This window comes from Bacillus sp. bc15 (genome assembly GCF_900142585.1).
GTDB lineage: Bacteria > Bacillota > Bacilli > Bacillales > Bacillaceae_G > Bacillus_A > Bacillus_A cereus.
Genome location: NZ_FRBJ01000001.1, coordinates 199,863 through 220,404, shown reverse-complemented (window position 1 = coordinate 220,404; position 20,542 = coordinate 199,863). Strand labels below are relative to the sequence as shown.

Genomic DNA, 20,542 nt, shown 5'->3' with positions numbered 1-20,542 from the left:
AAGCTCCGTTTGTTACAAACGGAGCTTTTTGTTATTGACCTAAATTTTGCACCTTATCTTTCAAATCACGAACTTGATCTATCGTCTGCATGAGCTCTGAGTTTTTAAATTGCTCTACGTCCATTTTTCCTTCCTCTATCTTTTTCATAGACGTATCAATTAACGAATTTAGCTTTTCATTATATCCAACAATTTGTTGATGAAGATCCTTCGCTACATCTGGTGGCGTTAATTCATTGAAAGCTGGTATATCTTGTTTAATTTCATTCAGCTTCGTTTCTAATTCTTTTCGAGCTGTCCCATCGTTAATAGCTTTCTCTGCTAATGCCGGTGCTTCATTTGCAAATGCGCTTATTTCATTTACATAGTCTGTCGCCTTTTGAGCATAATCTATAGAGTTCTTTCCTTCCTCCACTATTGAACATCCCATTAAACCAATTGAAACTATAAATACTAATAAAATTGATTTTATTTTCATTTCAGACTCCCTTCGTCTTTATAATTGTCTATAATTTTCTCTATCATAACTTCTAGCTAAATTGCTTACAACCTTTTTTCAAATAGCTATTTATACTCTTACATGCCCTATTATTGTTACAACATCTATTTCTATATGTACGCTTATAATATCTTCAATTATATCCATATATCCTTGTCCTATAGCTGCTCCATAGTGTAATGTAATCCCCTTCTTTTCATACACTGACTGTGGCACTGAAAAAATAAATCTCCTCAAGTTTCTTTCATCAGCTGGTTCCATAATTAAAACAATCCCATCCTCATCAAACATATACGCTCGCCCTCCAACTTTACATTCACTATGGCTCAGTATTGCCTTGGTCAGCAAAATTTAAAACATAATAAGTTAAGATACACTCTGCTCTATCATAAAGTGAAACTTTAATCAGCTCCCACCTAATTTCTTTGCTTTCGCTGAATTTTGAGGTGAAGTCTTACTGCCCGGCAAATAGCGAGATAAAAATAAAAAGCATTCATTCTTTTTTATTAAGAATGAATGCTTTTTAAAAAATCAATTTCCAACTCTAGCATCTTTTTTTGACGAGGTTTTACTTTCCTTACGGGAACTCCAGCGTAAATATACCAATCATCTAAACTCTCTTTTACCATACTCATCGCGCCGACTGCCGTACCTTCTCCTACAGTTACATTTGGAAAAATAATAGAATTAGCACCAATAATCACATGTTTTTTAAAAATAACTTTTCCTACTTTCACATTCCTATATTGATTCGGGACGGTTGGCCCCATTAATGTATTTCCACTGAAATCATCAAGTACTGCATATACGATTGTTTTAGCTGAAATGTTTGCAAAGTCATGCATTTCAATCCCAATTTCCCCTCCATATAACGCTGTATACGCCGAGATGTGCGAATAACTTCCAATTGTGATTTTACCACTTAAAATGCAAAAATCATCAATTCTTACATGATTGCCAACTGATATAGCACTCGGATTATATATACTTGCTTTTTTACTAACCAATACATTTTTCCCAACAGATAAAAATCCAATTTTCTTTAGTTCTTCTTGACTATAAAAACTATTCATCTACCGACACCACCTTCTGCTCTAAACAGATTACAATTTGCTCTACTAGTTCTTTCGTCATTCCTTCCCATAAAGGTAAACTTACGATTCGTTTTGCTATTTTATTCGTTTTTGTTAAATCTGTAGACTTATAGTTTTTAAAAAGAACTTGTTGGTGGCAAGATGGTGAAAAGTATAATCTAGCTTCTATTTTCTGTTTTTTCATTTCTTCTATTACTTGTATGTTGCGAACTTCTTCTGGACAAATGATAGGCATAAATTGGTGAATAACTGCTTCTGTCTTTTGGACTTTCCACCCTTTTTTCATTAACCCAGTATTTTGTAACAACTGTTTATACCATTCAGAAATACGGGTGCGTTCTTTTAATTTTTGATCCCACTTTTTTATAGTCGCAATCCCAATAGCTGCTGCGTATTCAGACATTTTACAATTAAACCCCATCATCGTGCATTCACGATTTTTATCAAATCCGAAATTACCCATTCTTTTAATACGTTGTATATCTTCTTCGTTTTTACTATATATGAGCCCTCCTTCACCAATTCCGAACGGCTTTGTTGCATGAAAGCTATATACGATCATTCCACTAAAATCTTGACCGTAATGCATCCCTCCATTCATTAATCCAAATCCCGGCGCCGCATCTACGACAACCGGAATCCCCTTCTTCTCTAATTCTTCATATTCTTCTAAGTTCATCCATGATCCAAAGGTGGCGTACGGGACAACAATCGCAACCTCTTCTTTTAATTCTTCTATCTTATCCAAAAGTACCGTTTTATCCATATACCAATCATCTATTGAAATATCAATAAAGTAAGGTTCCAATCCACACCAAATAGCGGCTAAGGCAGTCGCAGGGAATGTAAAGCTAGGCATGAGAGCATACTTTCCCTTTCTTCTTTTCTTTAGTTGAATAGCCGCCATTAACCCTAACGTTGCGTTTGCTACTGTTGTAACAGCTCCCCTGTTTTGAAAAAACGCCGACATAATTGTTTCCTCAAAACGTTGATTTATAGGTCCATAATTCGTATATATGTGAGATGTATCAATTTCCTTCAATTCGTCCAAATACTCACTTACAGGTACAGTTGAAGCACGTAAAAAAGGAATATTCTCCATATCTATCTATTCCTTTCTATCATTTTCGGACAATATAGAGCATATCTGTTTCAGATAATCCAAATTTCCTAGCACTTTTCATTCCTTGTTTTTCCGCTATGTTATATAATTCTACCTTAAATCCTGCATTCATTAATCGTTGAATAAATCCCGATTGATTATAAATTCTCACATGATCTTCTTGACCAAAAGCTAGTTTCCTCAATTGTGGTGTTACAATTAATTCATTCTCTACAATAAAATCTACATTCATTACGATTGGTACTTGAATAATTCCCCATCCATTTGGCTTTAACACTCTATATAACTCTCGCATTGCTTTGTCATCATTAGGAACGTGTTCTAACACATGACTACATAATATTACATCAAAAGTATTACTATCATATGTAATCCTTGTAACATCAATTTCCTTCATTAATGGATCCTTTGGTTCTAAGTCACCACATACATACGTAATATTTTTATACTCGTTAAACCAATCTCTTAACTTCGCTTCAGGTGCAATATGAAGCATTGTATAGTTTCTATTTAACAAGTCCGTTTCCGTTTCAATGTACGCACGATACAATCTTTCACGATCCATCGAATTACAAACTGGACATATCCCTGTATCTTTATTCCACATCTCAAATTTATATTTCGGAAAATCATAATGTGCTGGCCAAGGTGAAAATTTTTCAAATTGTTGATTGCAATATTGACAATAACAAGATTCTTTCTCGAACATATGAGCAACTAACTTGTTTAATCCTTTTTTTATCTTTTCATTATAAATTTGATCTAGTTCGCCATTTCTTACTGCATCCTTAACTATAAATCCCGCATTTTCTAAACAATAAGATAAACTCTCTTTATACTCACTTTCGGAACTTAAAAATCCACTATTATATGCATCTATAATTAATTCAATCCACTCTTCAATTGTCATTAAAATAAAATGCATTTGTTTTTGATTTTGTCCACTATGTTGTCTAAAATAACTAAGAGGTTCTTGTATATAAACTACTTTTCCTTTCCTCATCATATCTAGCCAAGTTGCAATGTCATTAATAGCAGAATAAGCCTTTCCTTTAAAATATCCAAACTTCCCGTCAAACAAATTCCGATTAAACAAAACAGTTGTCGGCTCACCAACTACATTTTTCAAGTTTTTTAACATATAATTCCCTAATTCTTTTCCTTCAAAAAGTGTAGTTTCTTTCGCGATTTTCATATTTAATGTTGAAGGTGGTAATATCTCTCCATTCTCATCAATCAGTTCACGATATGACGTCACAAATGAAATATTTTCTAACGTCAAAAAGTATTGCATCATTCTCTCGATCTTTTCATGATGAAATAAATCATCATCTAATAAAAAGTTTATATAGTTCCCATCCGCAAGTTCTACACACTTATTAAAGTTTTCGGCAACTAATGGCGTTTCATTTTTAACATATGTAATACACTCATATTCACGTAAGTACGGTTGAATCATAGCATTGACTTCATGATTTGTACTGTCGTCAGAAATAATAATTTCTATATTTTCATATGTTTGATTCAGAGCACTGTTGAGCGCTAATTCCAAGTAATAAGGTCTATTGTACGCAGGAATAAGTATACTTACTTTCGGTAAAGAAGAATTATTATTTATATGTTGTTTTTTCTTTTCTATGTTTATTTTCTTCTCTCTAATTTTTTGGTAATAGTCTAATGTATATAATATCGATGATGGAACTATCCTTCTTGCATAATCTAGAAAATTAGTTATCGCTTTGTCTAACTCTTTTTCGGTGGATAAGAAACCATATTGTTCTCCTGCTATAATACTGTGTGAAAAATCTTCTAACCCATCCATCATTTTATTAGATTCATTTAACTGTTGATCTGGATGTAATCGAAAGTAACTAAGTGTCTCTGCTATATATACTGCTTTTCCTTTACTTAATAAAGATAACCATGAAGCTATATCTACGTTACATAAATACCGCCTCTTATCAAAAATCCCATACGGTTCTTGCAAATCATTTTTACGAAATAAAACTGTTGTCGGTTCTCCAATATAATTTTTTTGCTCCACAATTACCTTATTTCCTAATTCTGTCCCCTCTATAATCGTATCCTCTTCAAATAAACGGACAGTTGAATAAATATGTCGTAGTTCTTTCCCTTTATCATCAATTACTTGACGATGAGATGTTACTAGCTTAATTTCATTATCTAGATCATTGAAAAAGTACTTCATCATCTTTTCAATTTTATTCACATGAAATATATCATCATCCATTAAAAAATTTATATACTCACCATTCGCTTCATGAAATAACATTAACGCATTTTCAAACTGTCCGAGAGTTGATCTGTTTTTTATATAAATAATATTTGAATGATTACATAAATATTTTTGTAACATCTTTTCTGTTTCGTCATTCGTGCTGTCATCTCCAACTATAATTTCTATATTAGGGTACGTTTGTTCTAACACACTACATAAAGCCTTTTCAAAGTAGTGAGGACGATTATACGTAGGAATTAATACACTTACCAATGGAAGTTGCTCTACCACCTCTTCAGTTCTTTCAATACGAGTTCTCATTTTAACTCTCTCACCTCTTCGCATACTATTTATATACGCGACACAAAAATCACATTACTTTAACTGTATGGAGCCTATATACTTTTATGCAAACATGAAACAAAATATCATACTTTTCGTTCCTGAATAAACATATTTAATAACGCGGACATTTTATTTGCACCTTTTTTATTCATATGATCACTATCATAAAAATCATCCTCACAAAATAATGGCGAATCAAATAGATCTATGATTTGAAAAGAATATTGAGTTTGAAACTCATTTATAACTTTATAAAAATCTTCTTTTAATTTCTTACTACTACAATTGAAATAATGTGAAGTAACAGGGAATACAACAATTAATGGCTTTATATCGTTTTTTAACAGTAATTCTAAATATTTCTTAAAAATCATTTTATTTTCAACTAAAGTATGAGGATACGCCAATTTAGCATGTGAAGCTGCTCTTATTTTCCCGTGTTCTTCAAAAGGAATGTGAAGTGGAATGATATTCCATTCAGCATTTATCCAAGGCAGTATCAATGATTCATCTTTTAGTTCATCTAATAAAATATATTCAAAATGCAAATCAAAAATAGAAAGAAGTGGTTTCGGAGTATTTAGATGTAAGAATCCATCAGTGGGTAGAGGAGAATGAACTACAGTATGATGACCATCTTGAAACAATGGATAATATACTTTGTGAATTCTATACGATTCAGATGATAACGACATATCAAAGAAAAACGAGAAATAGGCTATTCCTATTAAACAATATTGAAATGAATGAGTGTTTGATAGAAGTTGTGACGCTATTAAATAATCATAGTATAGATCTTGAGATGGAAGTGTTAATTTTATTGACTTTTTTGAGAGGAGCTCCGTACTTATGCCACAATGTGGATAAGACAAACCGGTAGCAAACAATTCATACGTCGGATCACTCTTTGCTTTTTTCATAGAAATGTATAAAGACATAAGATCCGGATTTATTTGATAGATAGAAATTAATTTGTCCTTCCATTCATACATGTATTTTGTTAAATTAATAATTTTTGAACTTTGCACGCCCCTATTTATCAAGTCATTTGTAAGTTTTTCTGCGTCCACTCTCCAAATGACTATATATTGAAAAGAATTTTCTATTCGAACAACATTTGAAACGTCTACAACATGAACTATTGTTTTACATTTATTTTTGTCTAATGTATTTCGAATCCTATCCCCTGATAATTCATCACTTAAAACAATGATTTTATATTGCTCCTTCATGCACATCCCTCCATTATATGTATAATATGAAATTCATTTTTAATTCGTAACAATCATATACACCTGCAATCTAACAAAAAAATAGCTTCACCATTAGGCGTAGCTATTTTTACAATTATTTCTTATTCAAATTATATTCCTTTATCTAACTCATAAAGTTTACGATACTTTTCATTTTCTTTCAGAAGTTGTTTATGACTACCTTGCATGACAATTTGGCCACGATCAAGGAATATAACTTCGTCTACATGTTCTATTCCTACAAGATGGTGCGTAATCCAAATAACCGTCTTTTCTTCCGTTGCAGAAAACATTGTTTCAATTAAAGATAATTCTGTTTTCGGATCTAAACCGATAGTCGGTTCATCAAGTACAATGATGGGTGTTTCTTGCATAAGAGTTCTAGCAAAAGCAACCCTTTGTCTTTCCCCACCAGAAAACCGCTTTCCCATTTCATGCATTTTTGTTTGTAATCCGTCTGGAAGAGAAGTAACATGTGAAGCTAGTTGTGCTTTCTCTAAAGCTTTCCATATCTCTTCATCCGTCGCCTCTGGTTTGCCAATTCGTACATTATTTCCAATTGTCGTATCAAACAAATGCGGCTTTTGATTTAATACAGAAATATATTTAGATAAAAGATTCGTATGAGCTCGTTCACCATTCAATACAACTTGGCCATTTACTGGGCTTAACGCCCCTGTTAACAATTTTAGTAAAGTAGATTTCCCTGTCCCACTTCTCCCTAAAATAGCAATTTTCTTCCCTGCTTTTATTTGTAATGATACATCTTTTAATACAATCTCATTACTATCTGGATAACTATACGATACGTGATTCAGTTCAATATCTACATGTTTTGGTTCAATATAATCTTTCTCTCCATGCAAATCCGTTTCATCATGTAAAACACTATCACTTTCTACGCCATTAAGACGATGGGTAGATTCTACGTACGACGGTATTCGATCGATGGCATCTGCAATAGGAATAAGCGCGTTCGTTACAGATAAAGTCATTAATACGAAAGCTGCGATAACTGTAGGAGCAATTTGTTCACTTGCCGCTTCATTCCCAGTCCATATAATCATTGAAATAACTACAATACCTACTACTAATTGAATGATACTGTCCCGAATATGATACCAGCGTTTCACTCTCTTTTCGATTTTTAACAACTGATCATTTTGTTTTACATACTCATTAATAAATTCATCTTTACGACCACTTGCTTGCCAATCAGATAATCCAAAAACAGCATCTGTCAGTTTTTGATACAAACGGCTTCTGCCTTGCTTTAAAGTAACATGGTGTTTCTTCATCAAAAGTAATGATACAAATGGAAGAAGAAACACGATAATAGCTAACATACAACCTACAATAAGTGCAAACACAAGGTCAAATGCACCGATAACAAGTAAGAAGATACTATAAACAACTAGCGCTAATATACTAGGAAATATTGTACGTAAATATAGGTTTTGCAAATGCTCTATATCTTCGGATAACACTCCTAACATATCACCCGTTTGAAATCGAGAATGGAAAAATAACGCCTGTGGTTCTACTATTCTATATAGCTTCGTTCTCATTTTTTCTAATATACGTAGTACGACATCATGTCCGACTAAGCGCTCTATATAATGAAACACAGCTTGCCCTATACTAAACGCTCTTGTTGCAACAATAGGAACATATACAGCCATTACATTTTCTGGTCTAAGGGCAGATTTTGAGATTAAATAACCTGAAATAAAAAGTAACATCGCTCCTGAACTAACTCCAAGAAGACCAAGGAAAATAGTTAAAGTCATTCTACCTTTATTTTGTTTTATATAAGGTTTAACCCAGTTACTCATTTCTCTCCCCTCTCTTCCCTATGAAAATGTAATGTCTCATTCTCTAAAAGTTCTTCATACGTCCCACTTTCTTTCATTTCCCCTTTATTTAAAATAAGGATATGGTCCATTTGTTTCATCCAATGTAGACGGTGAGTTGCTAAAAATACTAACTTTCCATTAAATAGACGTAACATCGCTTGCTTTATTTCAAATTCGGTTTCAATATCAAGATGTGCCGTAGGCTCATCTAATAAAATGATTGGTTTTTTACTTAAAAGCGCACGCGCCATAGCAACACGCTGTTCTTGTCCGCCACTTAGCATACGTCCACCTTCCCCAATTCTTTCGTGCATCCCATTTGGAAGTGATGTAACGAGTGAACGAAGGCCGACTTCATTAATAACTCTTTCAACTTCTTCATCTGTTGCATTTGTTTCATAAAAACGAATGTTATCCTTTAATGAAAGCGGAAAAATATAAGGTTGCTGCGGAATATAAGCGATATTTTTTTGCCAATCTTCACGAGTAGATCCATCAACTTCTAGACCATTTACTAACATCTTTCCACTCGAAGGAGATAAAAAACCTGCTAATACGTCGATTAACGTCGATTTGCCTGCACCACTTTCACCAATAACACCAATAGCACCGTTACCTTCCCAAGTAAAATTAATCCTTTCTAATATAGCCTTTTCAGATTCAGTATTATTAACTTTGATATCTTGTAATTTCAAGCTACTAGAGGCATTCCATACTATGTCTTCGTTTAAATCTTTCTTTTGTATTCCTTTTTGTTGTTGCAAAATCTCTTCTATTTGCTCCATCGCAATTTGTCCATCTAATGTCGCATGATAATTTGCTCCCACTTGTTTAATCGGCAGAAAATATTCCGGAGCTAAAATCAAAATTGTAAGGGCTGGTAATAGTATAATCGTTCCATCTATTAAACGTATCCCTAATCCAACTGCCACAAACGCGATTGATAAACTCGTAAAGAAATCTAATGCAAAAGAAGAAAGAAAAGCAACTCGCAAAGTACGCATCGTTGCTTTTCTATACCTTTTACTTACTTTTTCAATCTTTCCTTCGTGCTGTTCACTTTTCCCTAAATACTTTAATGTTTCTAAACCTTTTAACGTATCTACAAAATGGTTCGAAAGTACACGATATATCTCGTACTGACTATCTGCCATTTTTTGCGCTGCTAATCCGAGAAGAATCATAAATATGATCACGATAGGAATCGTTACAACTAAAATGATTCCAGACTCAATATCTAGCGTAAAAACGTATAGTGCAATTAGACCTGGAACGATGCTACTTCTAATCATTTTAGGAATCGTTAATTCAATATATGTTTTAAATTTCTCAATCCCTTCAATTGATAAGGTAACCAGATGACCAGTTCCAACAGTTTGAACATACCTTGGACCTAATGTGAAATATGCCTCTATTAGTTGTTTTCTTAGTAACGACCCTGTTTTTTCAGCAAAACGTTCCACTAATATTTGTGATGTTCGAACTACTATGTGACGCGCTGCAAACGCGATACCAAAATAAACAATTTCACTTAATATTGTTTGTACTGTCTCTCCATGAAATAAAAACGTAATAGCTCGTGCTAAAAAGATTGTTTGCGCAATAATACTAAAAGCTTCTAAAATACTAATAATCGTTAACGCTACATATAAAATACGGCTACCGGGATAAGACGGAAGTCCTCTTTTTCTTTTCATTAGTACTCCAAATCGTTGTCTGACTTAACAGGTTGTCTAAATACATAATAACTCCATATTTGACTTCCGATAACGAAAGGCAAAATAGCAATCGCAAAGTAAGTCATAAGTTTTAATGCATAAGCTCCTGATGCTGCGTTGTAAATTGTCAAATCATTCATTGCTCCTAAAGAGCTAATCATAACACGTGGGAACATACCGATAAATACACTCGCACTTAGTAAAATGATTGTTAAACTCGTCATAAAGAAAGCCCAACCATCTCTTCTTCTTTTATTTAATAAAGTGGACACTAATAGTGCTACAAAAGCTCCGATTGGCACCATAATCCATTCTGTTCCATGAGCAGTGAAAATGTCGGTTTTCCATAACCCCACACCAGCAAAAACAAGAAGTGTAATTAATGAAAATGGTGCAATTTTTATTGCAGCAATTCGTGCACGTTCTCTCAATTTACCAGTTGTACGTATCGTAAGAAATTGTAATCCGTGAACAATACATAGCAGGAGAAACATTACTCCTCCAAGTAACGCAAATGGATGAAGTAATTGCAAGAATCCACCTACAACATTTTTACTCTCATCAATAGGTACACCTACCATAAAGTTTGCAATCGCAACTCCCCAAAGGATAGGAGGTAACATACTTCCAATAAACATCCCCCAATCCCATGCACTCTTCCATTTATGATTATCTATTTTCGCGCGAAATTTAAAAGAAACACCTCTTAAAATTAAAGCAAGAAGCATAAATACAAATGGAATATAAAAACCACTAAATAAAGTTGCATACCAGTGCGGAAATGCTGCAAACATCGCTCCGCCAGCACAAACAAGCCATACTTCATTCGCGTGCCAGAACGGTCCTATTGTATTTAAGTAAACTCGTTTTTCAAAATCATTCTTTCCTAAAAACCTCGAAACCATTCCTACCCCAAAGTCGAAACCTTCCAGTACAAAGAATCCAACAAATAAGATTGCAATAACTAAAAACCATAACTCATTAAGAGATAACATACTCTTCCTCCTTATCAAATGGATCATGGCTTTGATAATCCTTTTTCGTTTTCTTATTCTTGTGGCCCTTAATGGTACGAACAAATAAGTACACACAAATTCCACCCATAATTAAATACATTGATGTGAATGAAATAAGTGAGAATAATACTTCACCGAATGTTACATTTGGTGATACAGCATCTTCTGTTTTCATTACACCAAATACAACCCAAGGTTGACGACCCATTTCAGTCATAATCCACCCTACTGTATTACCGATGAATGGAAGAGAAATTGCATACACCATTAATTTTAAATACCACGTTTTTTCCGCTAAACGATCTTTTCTTGATAAGAACCATCCGTAAGCTCCTAGAAGAAGCATGAATGTTCCACTCATTACCATCGCTCTAAAACTCCAAAACATTGTATGCACTGGAGGAATATAATCTCCAGGTCCATATTTTTCCTCATATTGTTTTTGAATTTGATTCATCCCTTCAACTTGACCGCTAAACTTATCATACGATAATAGACTTAGCATATAAGGGATTTGAATTTCAAACGAATTTTCTTTCTTCTCTGTATCAATTTTCGAAAATACTGTAAATGGTGCTGGATCCTCACTTGTATTCCATAGCGCTTCGGCTGCCGCCATCTTCATTGGATGTGTCTTAATTAATTGTTGCGCTTGTGCATGACCGAAGAATAATACAAGCGCCGTTGTAATTGTTCCAACAATGATAGAAATTCGGAAAGATTTTTTAAATACTACAGTTTCTTGTCCTTTTGTAATTTTCCATGCACTTACACCAGCAATAAAGAATGCACCTGTTGCAATTGCCGCTGTAATTGTATGCGGGAATTGTACCCATAGTTGTGGGTTTTGAATAATGGCTAAGAAATCATTCATTTGCGCACGACCATCAGCTGCCATTTCATACCCGACAGGTGACTGCATAAATGCACTTGCAGTTAAAATCCAGAATGCTGATAACATCGTTCCAATTGAAAGGAGCCAAATACACATTAAGTGAATTCGCTTCGGTAATTTATCCTCACCGAATACCCATAAACCCAGGAATGTAGACTCAATGAAAAATGCCAGTAATCCTTCAATCGCAAGTGATGGACCAAATACATCACCTACAAAACGTGAATACGTTGACCAGTTCATACCAAACTGGAATTCTTGTAAAATACCTGTTACTACACCTACTGCAAAGTTAATAAGGAATAATTGCGTCCAAAACTTTGCCATCTTCTTATATACTTCTTGCCCTTTTACCACATACAACGTTTGCATGATCGCAATAATAAAAGCTAAACCAATTGACAGCGGAACAAAAAAGTAATGGAAAATCGTTGTTGATGCGAACTGTATTCGTGCCAATTCGAGCGTTTCCATACTAAAATCACTTCCTTCATAGTATTTATAATAAAAGTTAATTGAGCAATCTTATCAAACTCAATTATTAAGAAATACGAAAAGACAAAAACATTTTGTATGTATTGTCGAAAAATATGAAGTTTCAGTTTTTCAAACTATTGTAATGCTATTTTTTACCTTTTCACTATTTCTGTAGTGTTTTATTCGTTAATCGAATTGTATAATATACCTGCATAGTAAATTCAGGTTATTTTTGACGTATTATTGACATCATTTTGTCTGAAATATGTCTTTTGTCATTTTTTTGAATCAGATTTTTCTCATTAGAAAAATGTGTTTTTTCAATATACTTCTTACTTTTATATCTATAAAACAATCGTTTTTCTCTTCATACACTTGACTTTCACCCGAAAAAATGTCCTCGAAACTACCCTCGATAAATGCTTGTTTTTTGTCAAGAGAAAAATGTATTTTCAAAATTCAAACTCGAAATAATGTTATTCAAAAATAGAAAATAACTTCCCTCTTCCTCGACTAAAAGTTCATTTTTTTGTCATTTTTCCAGAATAAATAAAAAAAACTGAAAGTCGATTAGACTCTCAGTTTTTTATTTATTTTGCTGTATGTTTTCTAACGGCTGGTAAAATTTCAGTAGCAATTAATTCAATATTTTTCTCAATTTTATCAAATGGTACACCGCCAAAATCAATTTGTGCCATAAAGCGTTGTTGGCCAAATAATTCATATTGGTAAAGCATTTTCTCAATGATTTGTTGTGGGCTACCAACCATTAAAGCATCACGGTAATCTATTGCATTTGTAAATTGCTGTTTCGGATACCCACCACCGCGCAGTGTAAGCATACCAGCATTAATGTGAGGGTAATATTCACTAAGTGCATCTTGTGAATTTTTTGCCGTATAAAATAAACTCGTTGTCGCAACTGGTAAACTAGCTGGATCAAATCCACTTTGTACAGCAGCCTCGCGGTAAGCATCTACTGACACTTTAAAGTTAATTGCTGGACCACCAAGTGTTGTTATCATCATTGGCACACCTGCACGTCCCGCTTTAATTGCACTAGCTGGTGGACCTCCAACTGCACGCCAAATTGGTAAGTTATTATTTTTCGCTCTCGGAATAACCGATGCATGTGCGAGCGGTGCTCTGAACTGTCCATTCCATGTTACATGTTCCTCGTTATTAATTTTTAATAAAAGATCCATCTTCTCTTCAAATAATTCTTCATAATCATTCACGTCATAACCAAGTAAACTATATCCTCCAATACGAGATCCACAGACCAGCCACAATTTCTGCACGTCCATTAGAAATCAAGTCAATGGTAGCGAAATCCTCATATACTCGAACTGGGTCAGATGTACTTAATATCGTTGCGGAACTTGCAATTTTTATATTTTTCGTAGCTTGTGCAATAGCTCCTAAAATAACTGTATGAGCTTGTGTTGTAAAATGCGTTTGATGACTTTCGCCGACAGCAAACACATCAAGCCCTGCCTCATCTGCTAACTTAGCTGTTTCAATTAGTTCGTGAATTCTTTTTTCTGGCGTAATTTTCTCCCCATTATGTGGATTTAAAACATGATCACCAATTGAATATAATCCAAACTCAATTCCTTTTCTTATATCTATACGGTATTTTTCCATAGTTACTCTCCTCTTTAATAAAGTAGTATTAGTTTTTTTCTAAAAACGTTGGTAAGTCAAGTATATCTCCGTATTACCTATACCTTCACTTGATTAGTCAATTGATAGTGTAAAAAAAATTACTCTTGCGGTAATTCTTTTTTTTCACTATGCTTATGAACTTTCGTCATTAGCTCGTATAATATTTTCTGCTCTTCTTCATTTAATACATCATCAAAAAACGAAGATTGAAATGCAAGTTGCTCTGGCAATGCTTTCTCTAAGGCCGATTCCCCTTGCTCTGTAAGACTAATTGTTTTCGTTTTCCAATCTTGTTTTCGTACAATATATCCTTCTTTTTCAAGACGAGTTAACATTCGAGAAATGCCACCTTGTGTAACAGTTACCTTTTCAGCTAACTCCATTTGTGTTAGTGGTTGATACGTACGTATTTGCAAAAGCACATCAAATTGAGCTGTCGTTAAATCAAAACGTTTTAAAAACTCATTTGACATTTGATTACTTTGGTTCGTAAATCGTATTAAACGTAACCATATTAATGATCCTATCGTATTATCACGCATGTTTGATCACTTCCTATCGTGAATCTTACTATCACTTTACTACGCAAGTGATAAAAAAGCAAGAGAAAATGTAATAAATATAGCGATAGAGTATTGTATAAATAATGATAAGTAAGAATTCATATAAACATGAATTCTTACTTATCATTATTCTTAACTTTTCATTTCATTCATTACTATATTTAAAGCTGCCATAGCTTTTGGCCAACCAACGTAAAAAGCCATATGTGTTATTAATGCAACCAATTCATTCTCCATAACCCCATTTTGTTTAGCTAGCTTCAGATGAAATTGTAATTGTTCTGTATTACCGAGACTGATTAGTGCTGACACAGTACACAAGCTTCTTTCTCTTAATGTTAAAGTGGCATCCCGCCACACTTCCTCAAATAATATCTTTTCACTATAATGAGCAAATGCAGGTGACATTTCTCTCATTTTCTTTTTAATATGTACTTCAATAAGTTCGTTTTTCATTTTTTTCTCCCTTTATTTTCACCATTTGTGCTATTCCTTGACCAAATGACCAGTTTTCAGCAGCTGTCTCATTTAGTGTAATAAAAATATCCGAAGTTTTAAAATCGGAATATTCCGTAATTTTTAAGGATACGGATTGATACAAATCTTTTTTCTGTTGCACCGTTCTTCCCGGTCCACATGTAATAGAAACATAAATCATATTCTCTGTTCTCTTTTCTCCTCTTTCCAACAAATAATATGGATTATATAAAAATTTGTTTTGTTGGTAAGGTAGGAACATTTGAAAATAATCATTTTCAGGGATGTTAAAATGTTCAATTAATGAAAGATGGATACATTCACCCATTTTTTCCAACTCTTCTTCATTTAATATGTTTTCAGAATAATAAATCTTCACAAAAGGCATAGACTTTCATTCCTTTTCTTATTTTTAATATACAACAAAATTTCATCGTGAAATGTGTAAAATCTCATATACTGTAACACCTTTATTCACTACAATATCAGGTTTCTCTTCATAAAACTCAAACCTACTATATCTCCATTTATCCGGATTATAAACGATTACATCCCCTAAACACTTTTCATTGTTTTGTACATTTTCATTCATCGTGTTTAATTGAGTCCCAACCAGCGTTTTACTTTGAGAAATACTTCCCGCATATTCAACAACATATCTACTTTTCTTAAATCCATCACTTAGATTAACAACTAATGGAACACCTATATGTATTTGTTGCCATCCAAAAGATTGTAAAATATTATCATAATATCCTTCAAAGATAAATTTGTTCATTCCTTCATGGCCATTCCAAATATATAAAGGTGCATAACAGTTATAGAAATTCCCGTCCTTACCTACCTCAGTAATTAAATAAGCTTTAAAATTCAGGTCTTGAAAACCATCAGTTTTATGCCCATTATCCTTTACCCTATTCCTAATAATCTTTATATTATAATCCTTTGGCAAAATGACCTTATATTGCATTCCAATCATGTTTATCACTCGCTTTCAATCTTATATACATTATGATAAATCGATAAGTGGCTAACGTAAAATAGGTATAAATTATATTTGGTATCATTTATAATGATAGTGCATAAGGGGCTGAGATACATGGAAATAAATGATCTTATTATATTCAAAACTGTGGCCAGTGAGGGTTCTATTAGTAAAGCTGCTAAAGAGTTAGGATATGTTCAACCGAACGTAACTGAGCGAATCAAAAAATTAGAACAAGAATTAGAAACGCCTTTACTACATAGAGATAACAAAGGTGTTTCCTTGTTACCTGCTGGTGACATTTTATTAGATTACACGAATAAAATATTAACTCTATTAGAAGAAGTAAAAGATGAAATTAAAACGAGTGGTTCTTCTTATATAATAGCGACGTCACAATCTATTTTGACAAATTATTTAAGTAAGCGTATTAAAGTAAATTTCAGAAATTATCAAATATATGTAGAAAGTAGTAGTCATTTGCAAAAATTACTGCAGCAACAAAAAGTTGATATGGTCATAACTTATGAGGATTATCCTGACGCATCGTTTAAAAAAGTGTTCACAACCTCAATTTCTGTAGGCTTATTAAAAGCGAAAGAAAAATGTACCATTGATTATTCAAAAGAAATTTTCTTCGTTAGCAATGACAAAAAGTGCCCTTTTAGGAATAAGACAATACAATTTCTAAAAGAAAACAATCTATCTCAGCGACAACTTCAACAGTTGGATTCTTATTCGCTTATGGAAGAGTTTATTGCTGATGGAAAAGGAATAGCTTTTTTACCGATTAAAAATGATACATTAGTAATAATTGAAGATGTTCCCCTTGAGAATTTAGCTGTTCATTTTTTTACGAATCAAACCTTTATAAAGCATATCCCTGATGAACTATTTGATTAATAAAATGACTTTGATTACAAACTTTTTTCAAAATAAAAATCCCTCTTTAACGAATATAAAAGAGGGATTTTTATTTTGTATACAATTGATTTTTCACACGTTTTGCTCCACTTCTGTACTTTTCTCCTTTTTATTCCTTTTAAAACTCTTCAATTTCTTAACCGTCCCAACCAATCCTTTCGGAAAAACGAGTAGCACGATAATATACAATAAACCTAGAATAATCGTCCATCTTTCAAAAATCGGATATTCCGTCGCTAGTTCTGATAAATAATATTTTAGTGATTCAATAATCCCAGACCCAGCAATAGCTCCAATTAATGTTCCCACTCCTCCAATCATTGTCATTAAGAGTGCATTTAGTGTCATTTCAATTGAAAATACAGTCGTATTGACAAAGCGCAATGTAATAACAAATAAACCACCGCTAATTGCAGCTACTATTCCTGCGACTACACTTGCGATTATTTTATAATGGAGGACTTTATATCCAAGTGCTTCAACACGTTGTTCATTTTGTGAAATTGCCTTTAATACTTTCCCAATAGAAGACTTTGTAAAAAGACGTAATAGAATAAAAATGAAGCATAAACATACAAGTGATACATAATAAAAAGTAAAACGATCACGGAATATTTCTGGTACCCCAAATGTAAAACCATCTCCTCCGTGAGTAAGCCCACGCCATTTTTCAGCAAGTACGAAAAACAACTGTGAAATAGCAAGTGTTAACATTGCATAAAAATGACTTTTCAATCGTAAAGAAAGCAAACCAATTATATAACTAACGATTGCTGAAACGATAATTGCAGCTACTATTCCAATTAAAAAGTTCGTTATTGATACGCCTTGTCGATCAAATAAAAGCGCTACCCCATATGCTCCTATCCCAAAGAACATACAATGACCGAACGATACAATTCCTGTATACCCAAGCAATACATCAAAACTCATTGCAAAAATAGCAAAGATGAAGATTTGAGTGAACAAAATTAACAGGCTCCGTGAATCATTTACGAACGGAAATACACTTAAACAAATGAGCATACATACTCCGAAGTATACTTTAATTCGGTCCGATGTGTTGTTCACCATTTCACCCCTTTTCACCAACAAGTCCAGTTGGCTTCACTATTAAGAAAAATAGTAACATTAACATATTAATTGCAAGTGATAAATCTGGTATAAAATACGCTGTAAAAGCACCAGCTAATCCGACAATTAAAGAAGCAATAGCTGAACCTTGTACGCTTCCTAATCCACCGATAATTACTACTATAAATGCTAAAATTGCATACTGCATGCCCATCTCGGCGAAAATAACGCCCGAATACGGTGCTAATAAGAATCCTCCCAAAGCTGCCATCCCTGCCCCTAATAAAAAGACGAAAGAAAATATCGCTTTTACATTAATACCAAGCGCTTGAACCATTTCTTTATCCATTACACCTGCACGGATCATAAGACCTATCTTCGTCTTTTTGAGTAATAGTAGTAGTGCAATGTAAATAATTATCCCAATCAAAATAACAAATAGACGATATTTAATTAATATAATACCTCCGAATGTAAAACTTCCTTGTAACCATAACGGTAATTTTGCACTAATAGGGTTTGGCCCCCAAAATATTTTAATACACTCACTAAGAACGAGCATTCCTCCAAGCGTAACGAGCAGCTGTCGAACATGATTTCCATATACCGGTCTAATAAGAAACCTTTCTAAAATAAATCCTAGGAACATTCCCATGGCTACTGCTCCAACTAAAGCTAATATATAACTTCCTGTCATATTAAATAACCAAACACCTGTAAATGCTCCCCATGCAAATAAACCACCGTGTGCAAAGTTTAAAACGCTCATTAGACCGAAAATAAGTGAAAGCCCTGATGCTAACAAAAAAATGAGCATCCCTGTTGAAATCCCATTTACAAATAAATTGATTAACACATCCATCCTTTTCACCTCGGATTCATGTTAAGAGATTCCTAAATATTTATGACACATTTCCTTATTCTTTTTTAATTCATTCATAAAACCGTTATGAACAATTCGTCCGTTATCCATAATGTAAAAATAATCGCCAATTTGACTAGCCATCATAAAATTTTGCTCAACAAGTAAAACTGTTGTTTTCTCTTTCATCTTCAAAATAGCTACCATTAATTTCTCCACCATTATCGGGGATAGCCCTTTGCTCGGTTCATCAATAAGTAATAATCCATCACTATTAATAAACGCTCTTGAAATAGCCAACATTTGCTTTTGCCCTCCGCTCAAGAGCCCACTTTTCTTATTCCAAAACTGCTTTAAATCCGGAAATAGTTCTAGCATCCACTCTATTTTCCCTTCTACTTCTTCACCTTTCCCCCTAGCAAGAGCGAATGTTTCTTCTACTGTCAAATCATGAAAAATACCTTGATTTTCTGGTACATATCCTATTCCTTTCCTTGAAATTAAATGTGTAGCTAATCCACTTACTTTTGCACTATCATAATAAATTTCACCATCTGCAATGCGGTGAAACCCCATCACTGAACGTAATGTCGTTGTTTTCCCTGCCCCGTTTCTACCAAACAGTACAGTAATCGTCCCTTTCTCAACAGTAAGAGATACTCCTTGCAAAATATGAAACTGATCTAAATACGTTTCTATATTATTCACTTGTAATAGTGCCACTATATAATCCCCCTAAATAAGCACTTTGTACACGCTCATCTTTCATAATTTCTTCTGGCAATCCTTCAGCCAATAACTCTCCATGAAATAAAACGATAAGATGATCTGACAAACCTAGTATCATATCCATTTTGTGTTCGATAAGTACAATTGTGCTCTCTGGATGTTTCTTAATATTTTCAATCACTTGTAATATAGCAGGGACCTCTTCAACCGAAATACCTGCCGTCGGCTCATCAAGTAATAACACATCCGTTTTTAAAGCTAATAACATCGCAAGTTCTAGCTTTCTTTTCTCTCCATGTGCCAAATCTTTCGCTAATACGTTCTCTTTCTCGTGAAGTAATACTGTTTTTAAGAAACGTCTCGCCTCTCCAACTTGTTGCTTTAATTTTGCTGAACTCGGGAAAAAACTATAGTAATCTTGTACGAATGATTGAACACTTAAACGGACATTTTCAAGTACCGTTAATTCTGGGAATATGTTTGTAAGCTGAAAAGAGCGACCGATTCCTAAGCGTGTTCGATCTGAAATCGATAGTTTTGTAATATCTTGCCCTTTAAAATACACTTCACCTGTTGTGGGTGAAATCTGTCCACTTAGTAAATTAAATAATGTTGTCTTCCCCGCACCATTTGGCCCGATAATAGAAATGAGCTTTCCTTTTTGGACAGTTAAATTTACATCTTTAATAACATGATGTTCACCAAAAGATACGCTAAGATTTTTCGTCTCTAGCAAATGTGTCAC

The 20,542-nt window shown here is 33.6% G+C and carries 19 protein-coding genes and 1 pseudogene; 1 reads left to right on the top strand and 19 read right to left on the bottom strand.

The annotated features are described in order from the left end of the window. Positions 1–31: 31 nt before the first annotated feature. The 15 genes and pseudogenes from BUA87_RS01105 to BUA87_RS01035 form a co-directional block, all read right to left on the bottom strand. Positions 32–478: a DUF6376 family protein gene (locus tag BUA87_RS01105; RefSeq protein ID WP_000695205.1), complete on the bottom strand. Its 447-nt coding sequence runs from the start codon at positions 476–478 to the stop codon at positions 32–34. A 90-nt stretch (positions 479–568) separates the two neighbouring features. Further along, positions 569–790: a hypothetical protein gene (locus tag BUA87_RS01100; RefSeq protein WP_000459105.1), complete on the bottom strand. Its 222-nt coding sequence runs from the start codon at positions 788–790 to the stop codon at positions 569–571. A 215-nt stretch (positions 791–1,005) separates the two neighbouring features. Continuing rightward, entirely contained in the window at positions 1,006–1,572 is a 567-nt protein-coding gene (locus tag BUA87_RS01095; protein ID WP_001084183.1) for an acyltransferase, read from the bottom strand. After that, entirely contained in the window at positions 1,565–2,695 is a 1,131-nt protein-coding gene (locus tag BUA87_RS01090) for a DegT/DnrJ/EryC1/StrS aminotransferase family protein (protein WP_071714417.1), read from the bottom strand. Before BUA87_RS01090 ends, BUA87_RS01095 begins: the two co-directional genes overlap by 8 nt. A gap of 19 nt (positions 2,696–2,714) precedes the next feature. Then, positions 2,715–5,276 (bottom strand): glycosyltransferase, encoded by a 2,562-nt coding sequence (locus BUA87_RS01085; protein ID WP_071714418.1) that lies wholly within the window; start codon positions 5,274–5,276, stop codon positions 2,715–2,717. A gap of 107 nt (positions 5,277–5,383) precedes the next feature. Next, entirely contained in the window at positions 5,384–6,532 is a 1,149-nt protein-coding gene (locus BUA87_RS01080; protein ID WP_072938217.1) for a hypothetical protein, read from the bottom strand. 131 nt (positions 6,533–6,663) lie between these two features. Beyond that, positions 6,664–8,388 carry a thiol reductant ABC exporter subunit CydC gene (cydC, locus tag BUA87_RS01075; protein WP_072938214.1) on the bottom strand — a complete coding sequence of 575 codons (1,725 nt, stop codon included), beginning with the start codon at positions 8,386–8,388 and terminating at the stop codon, positions 6,664–6,666. Further along, positions 8,385–10,106: a thiol reductant ABC exporter subunit CydD gene (gene cydD, locus BUA87_RS01070; protein ID WP_065228659.1), complete on the bottom strand. Its 1,722-nt coding sequence runs from the start codon at positions 10,104–10,106 to the stop codon at positions 8,385–8,387. The genes cydC and cydD overlap by 4 nt, the downstream gene beginning before the upstream one ends. Then, positions 10,106–11,122: a cytochrome d ubiquinol oxidase subunit II gene (gene cydB, locus BUA87_RS01065; protein ID WP_000950083.1), complete on the bottom strand. Its 1,017-nt coding sequence runs from the start codon at positions 11,120–11,122 to the stop codon at positions 10,106–10,108. The genes cydD and cydB overlap by 1 nt, the downstream gene beginning before the upstream one ends. Then, positions 11,109–12,512, bottom strand: coding sequence for a cytochrome ubiquinol oxidase subunit I (gene cydA / locus BUA87_RS01060; RefSeq protein WP_000448869.1), 1,404 nt, complete (start codon positions 12,510–12,512; stop codon positions 11,109–11,111). Before cydA ends, cydB begins: the two co-directional genes overlap by 14 nt. A gap of 593 nt (positions 12,513–13,105) precedes the next feature. Next, positions 13,106–14,162, bottom strand: a pseudogene (locus tag BUA87_RS01055) (LLM class flavin-dependent oxidoreductase). Positions 14,163–14,281: 119 nt separating this feature from the next. After that, positions 14,282–14,725 (bottom strand): MarR family winged helix-turn-helix transcriptional regulator, encoded by a 444-nt coding sequence (locus BUA87_RS01050; RefSeq protein ID WP_001205528.1) that lies wholly within the window; start codon positions 14,723–14,725, stop codon positions 14,282–14,284. A gap of 153 nt (positions 14,726–14,878) precedes the next feature. Next, positions 14,879–15,202: a carboxymuconolactone decarboxylase family protein gene (locus BUA87_RS01045; protein ID WP_000787201.1), complete on the bottom strand. Its 324-nt coding sequence runs from the start codon at positions 15,200–15,202 to the stop codon at positions 14,879–14,881. Next, positions 15,183–15,611: a tautomerase family protein gene (locus BUA87_RS01040; protein ID WP_044795745.1), complete on the bottom strand. Its 429-nt coding sequence runs from the start codon at positions 15,609–15,611 to the stop codon at positions 15,183–15,185. The genes BUA87_RS01045 and BUA87_RS01040 overlap by 20 nt, the downstream gene beginning before the upstream one ends. Before the next feature lie 42 nt (positions 15,612–15,653). Next, entirely contained in the window at positions 15,654–16,202 is a 549-nt protein-coding gene (locus tag BUA87_RS01035) for a DUF4865 family protein (RefSeq protein WP_065228657.1), read from the bottom strand. 120 nt (positions 16,203–16,322) lie between these two features. On the opposite strand from BUA87_RS01035, the gene BUA87_RS01030 reads away from it, so the two are divergent. Then, positions 16,323–17,111 (top strand): LysR family transcriptional regulator, encoded by a 789-nt coding sequence (locus BUA87_RS01030; protein ID WP_000404994.1) that lies wholly within the window; start codon positions 16,323–16,325, stop codon positions 17,109–17,111. 93 nt (positions 17,112–17,204) lie between these two features. On the opposite strand, the gene BUA87_RS01025 is transcribed toward BUA87_RS01030, so the two are convergent. The 4 genes from BUA87_RS01025 to BUA87_RS01010 are packed head-to-tail and all read right to left on the bottom strand — an operon-like array spanning position 17,205 to position 20,542. Next, a complete protein-coding gene (locus BUA87_RS01025) occupies positions 17,205–18,158 on the bottom strand; it encodes a branched-chain amino acid ABC transporter permease (protein ID WP_002083259.1) in 954 nt (317 codons plus the stop codon). A 49-nt stretch (positions 18,159–18,207) separates the two neighbouring features. Continuing rightward, entirely contained in the window at positions 18,208–19,068 is an 861-nt protein-coding gene (locus BUA87_RS01020) for a branched-chain amino acid ABC transporter permease (protein WP_000382787.1), read from the bottom strand. Between the two features lie 21 nt (positions 19,069–19,089). Further along, a complete protein-coding gene (locus tag BUA87_RS01015; RefSeq protein ID WP_001196708.1) occupies positions 19,090–19,791 on the bottom strand; it encodes an ABC transporter ATP-binding protein in 702 nt (233 codons plus the stop codon). Next, on the bottom strand, positions 19,769–20,542 hold the full coding sequence (locus BUA87_RS01010) for an ABC transporter ATP-binding protein (protein WP_000149328.1): 774 nt from the start codon (positions 20,540–20,542) through the stop codon (positions 19,769–19,771). Before BUA87_RS01010 ends, BUA87_RS01015 begins: the two co-directional genes overlap by 23 nt.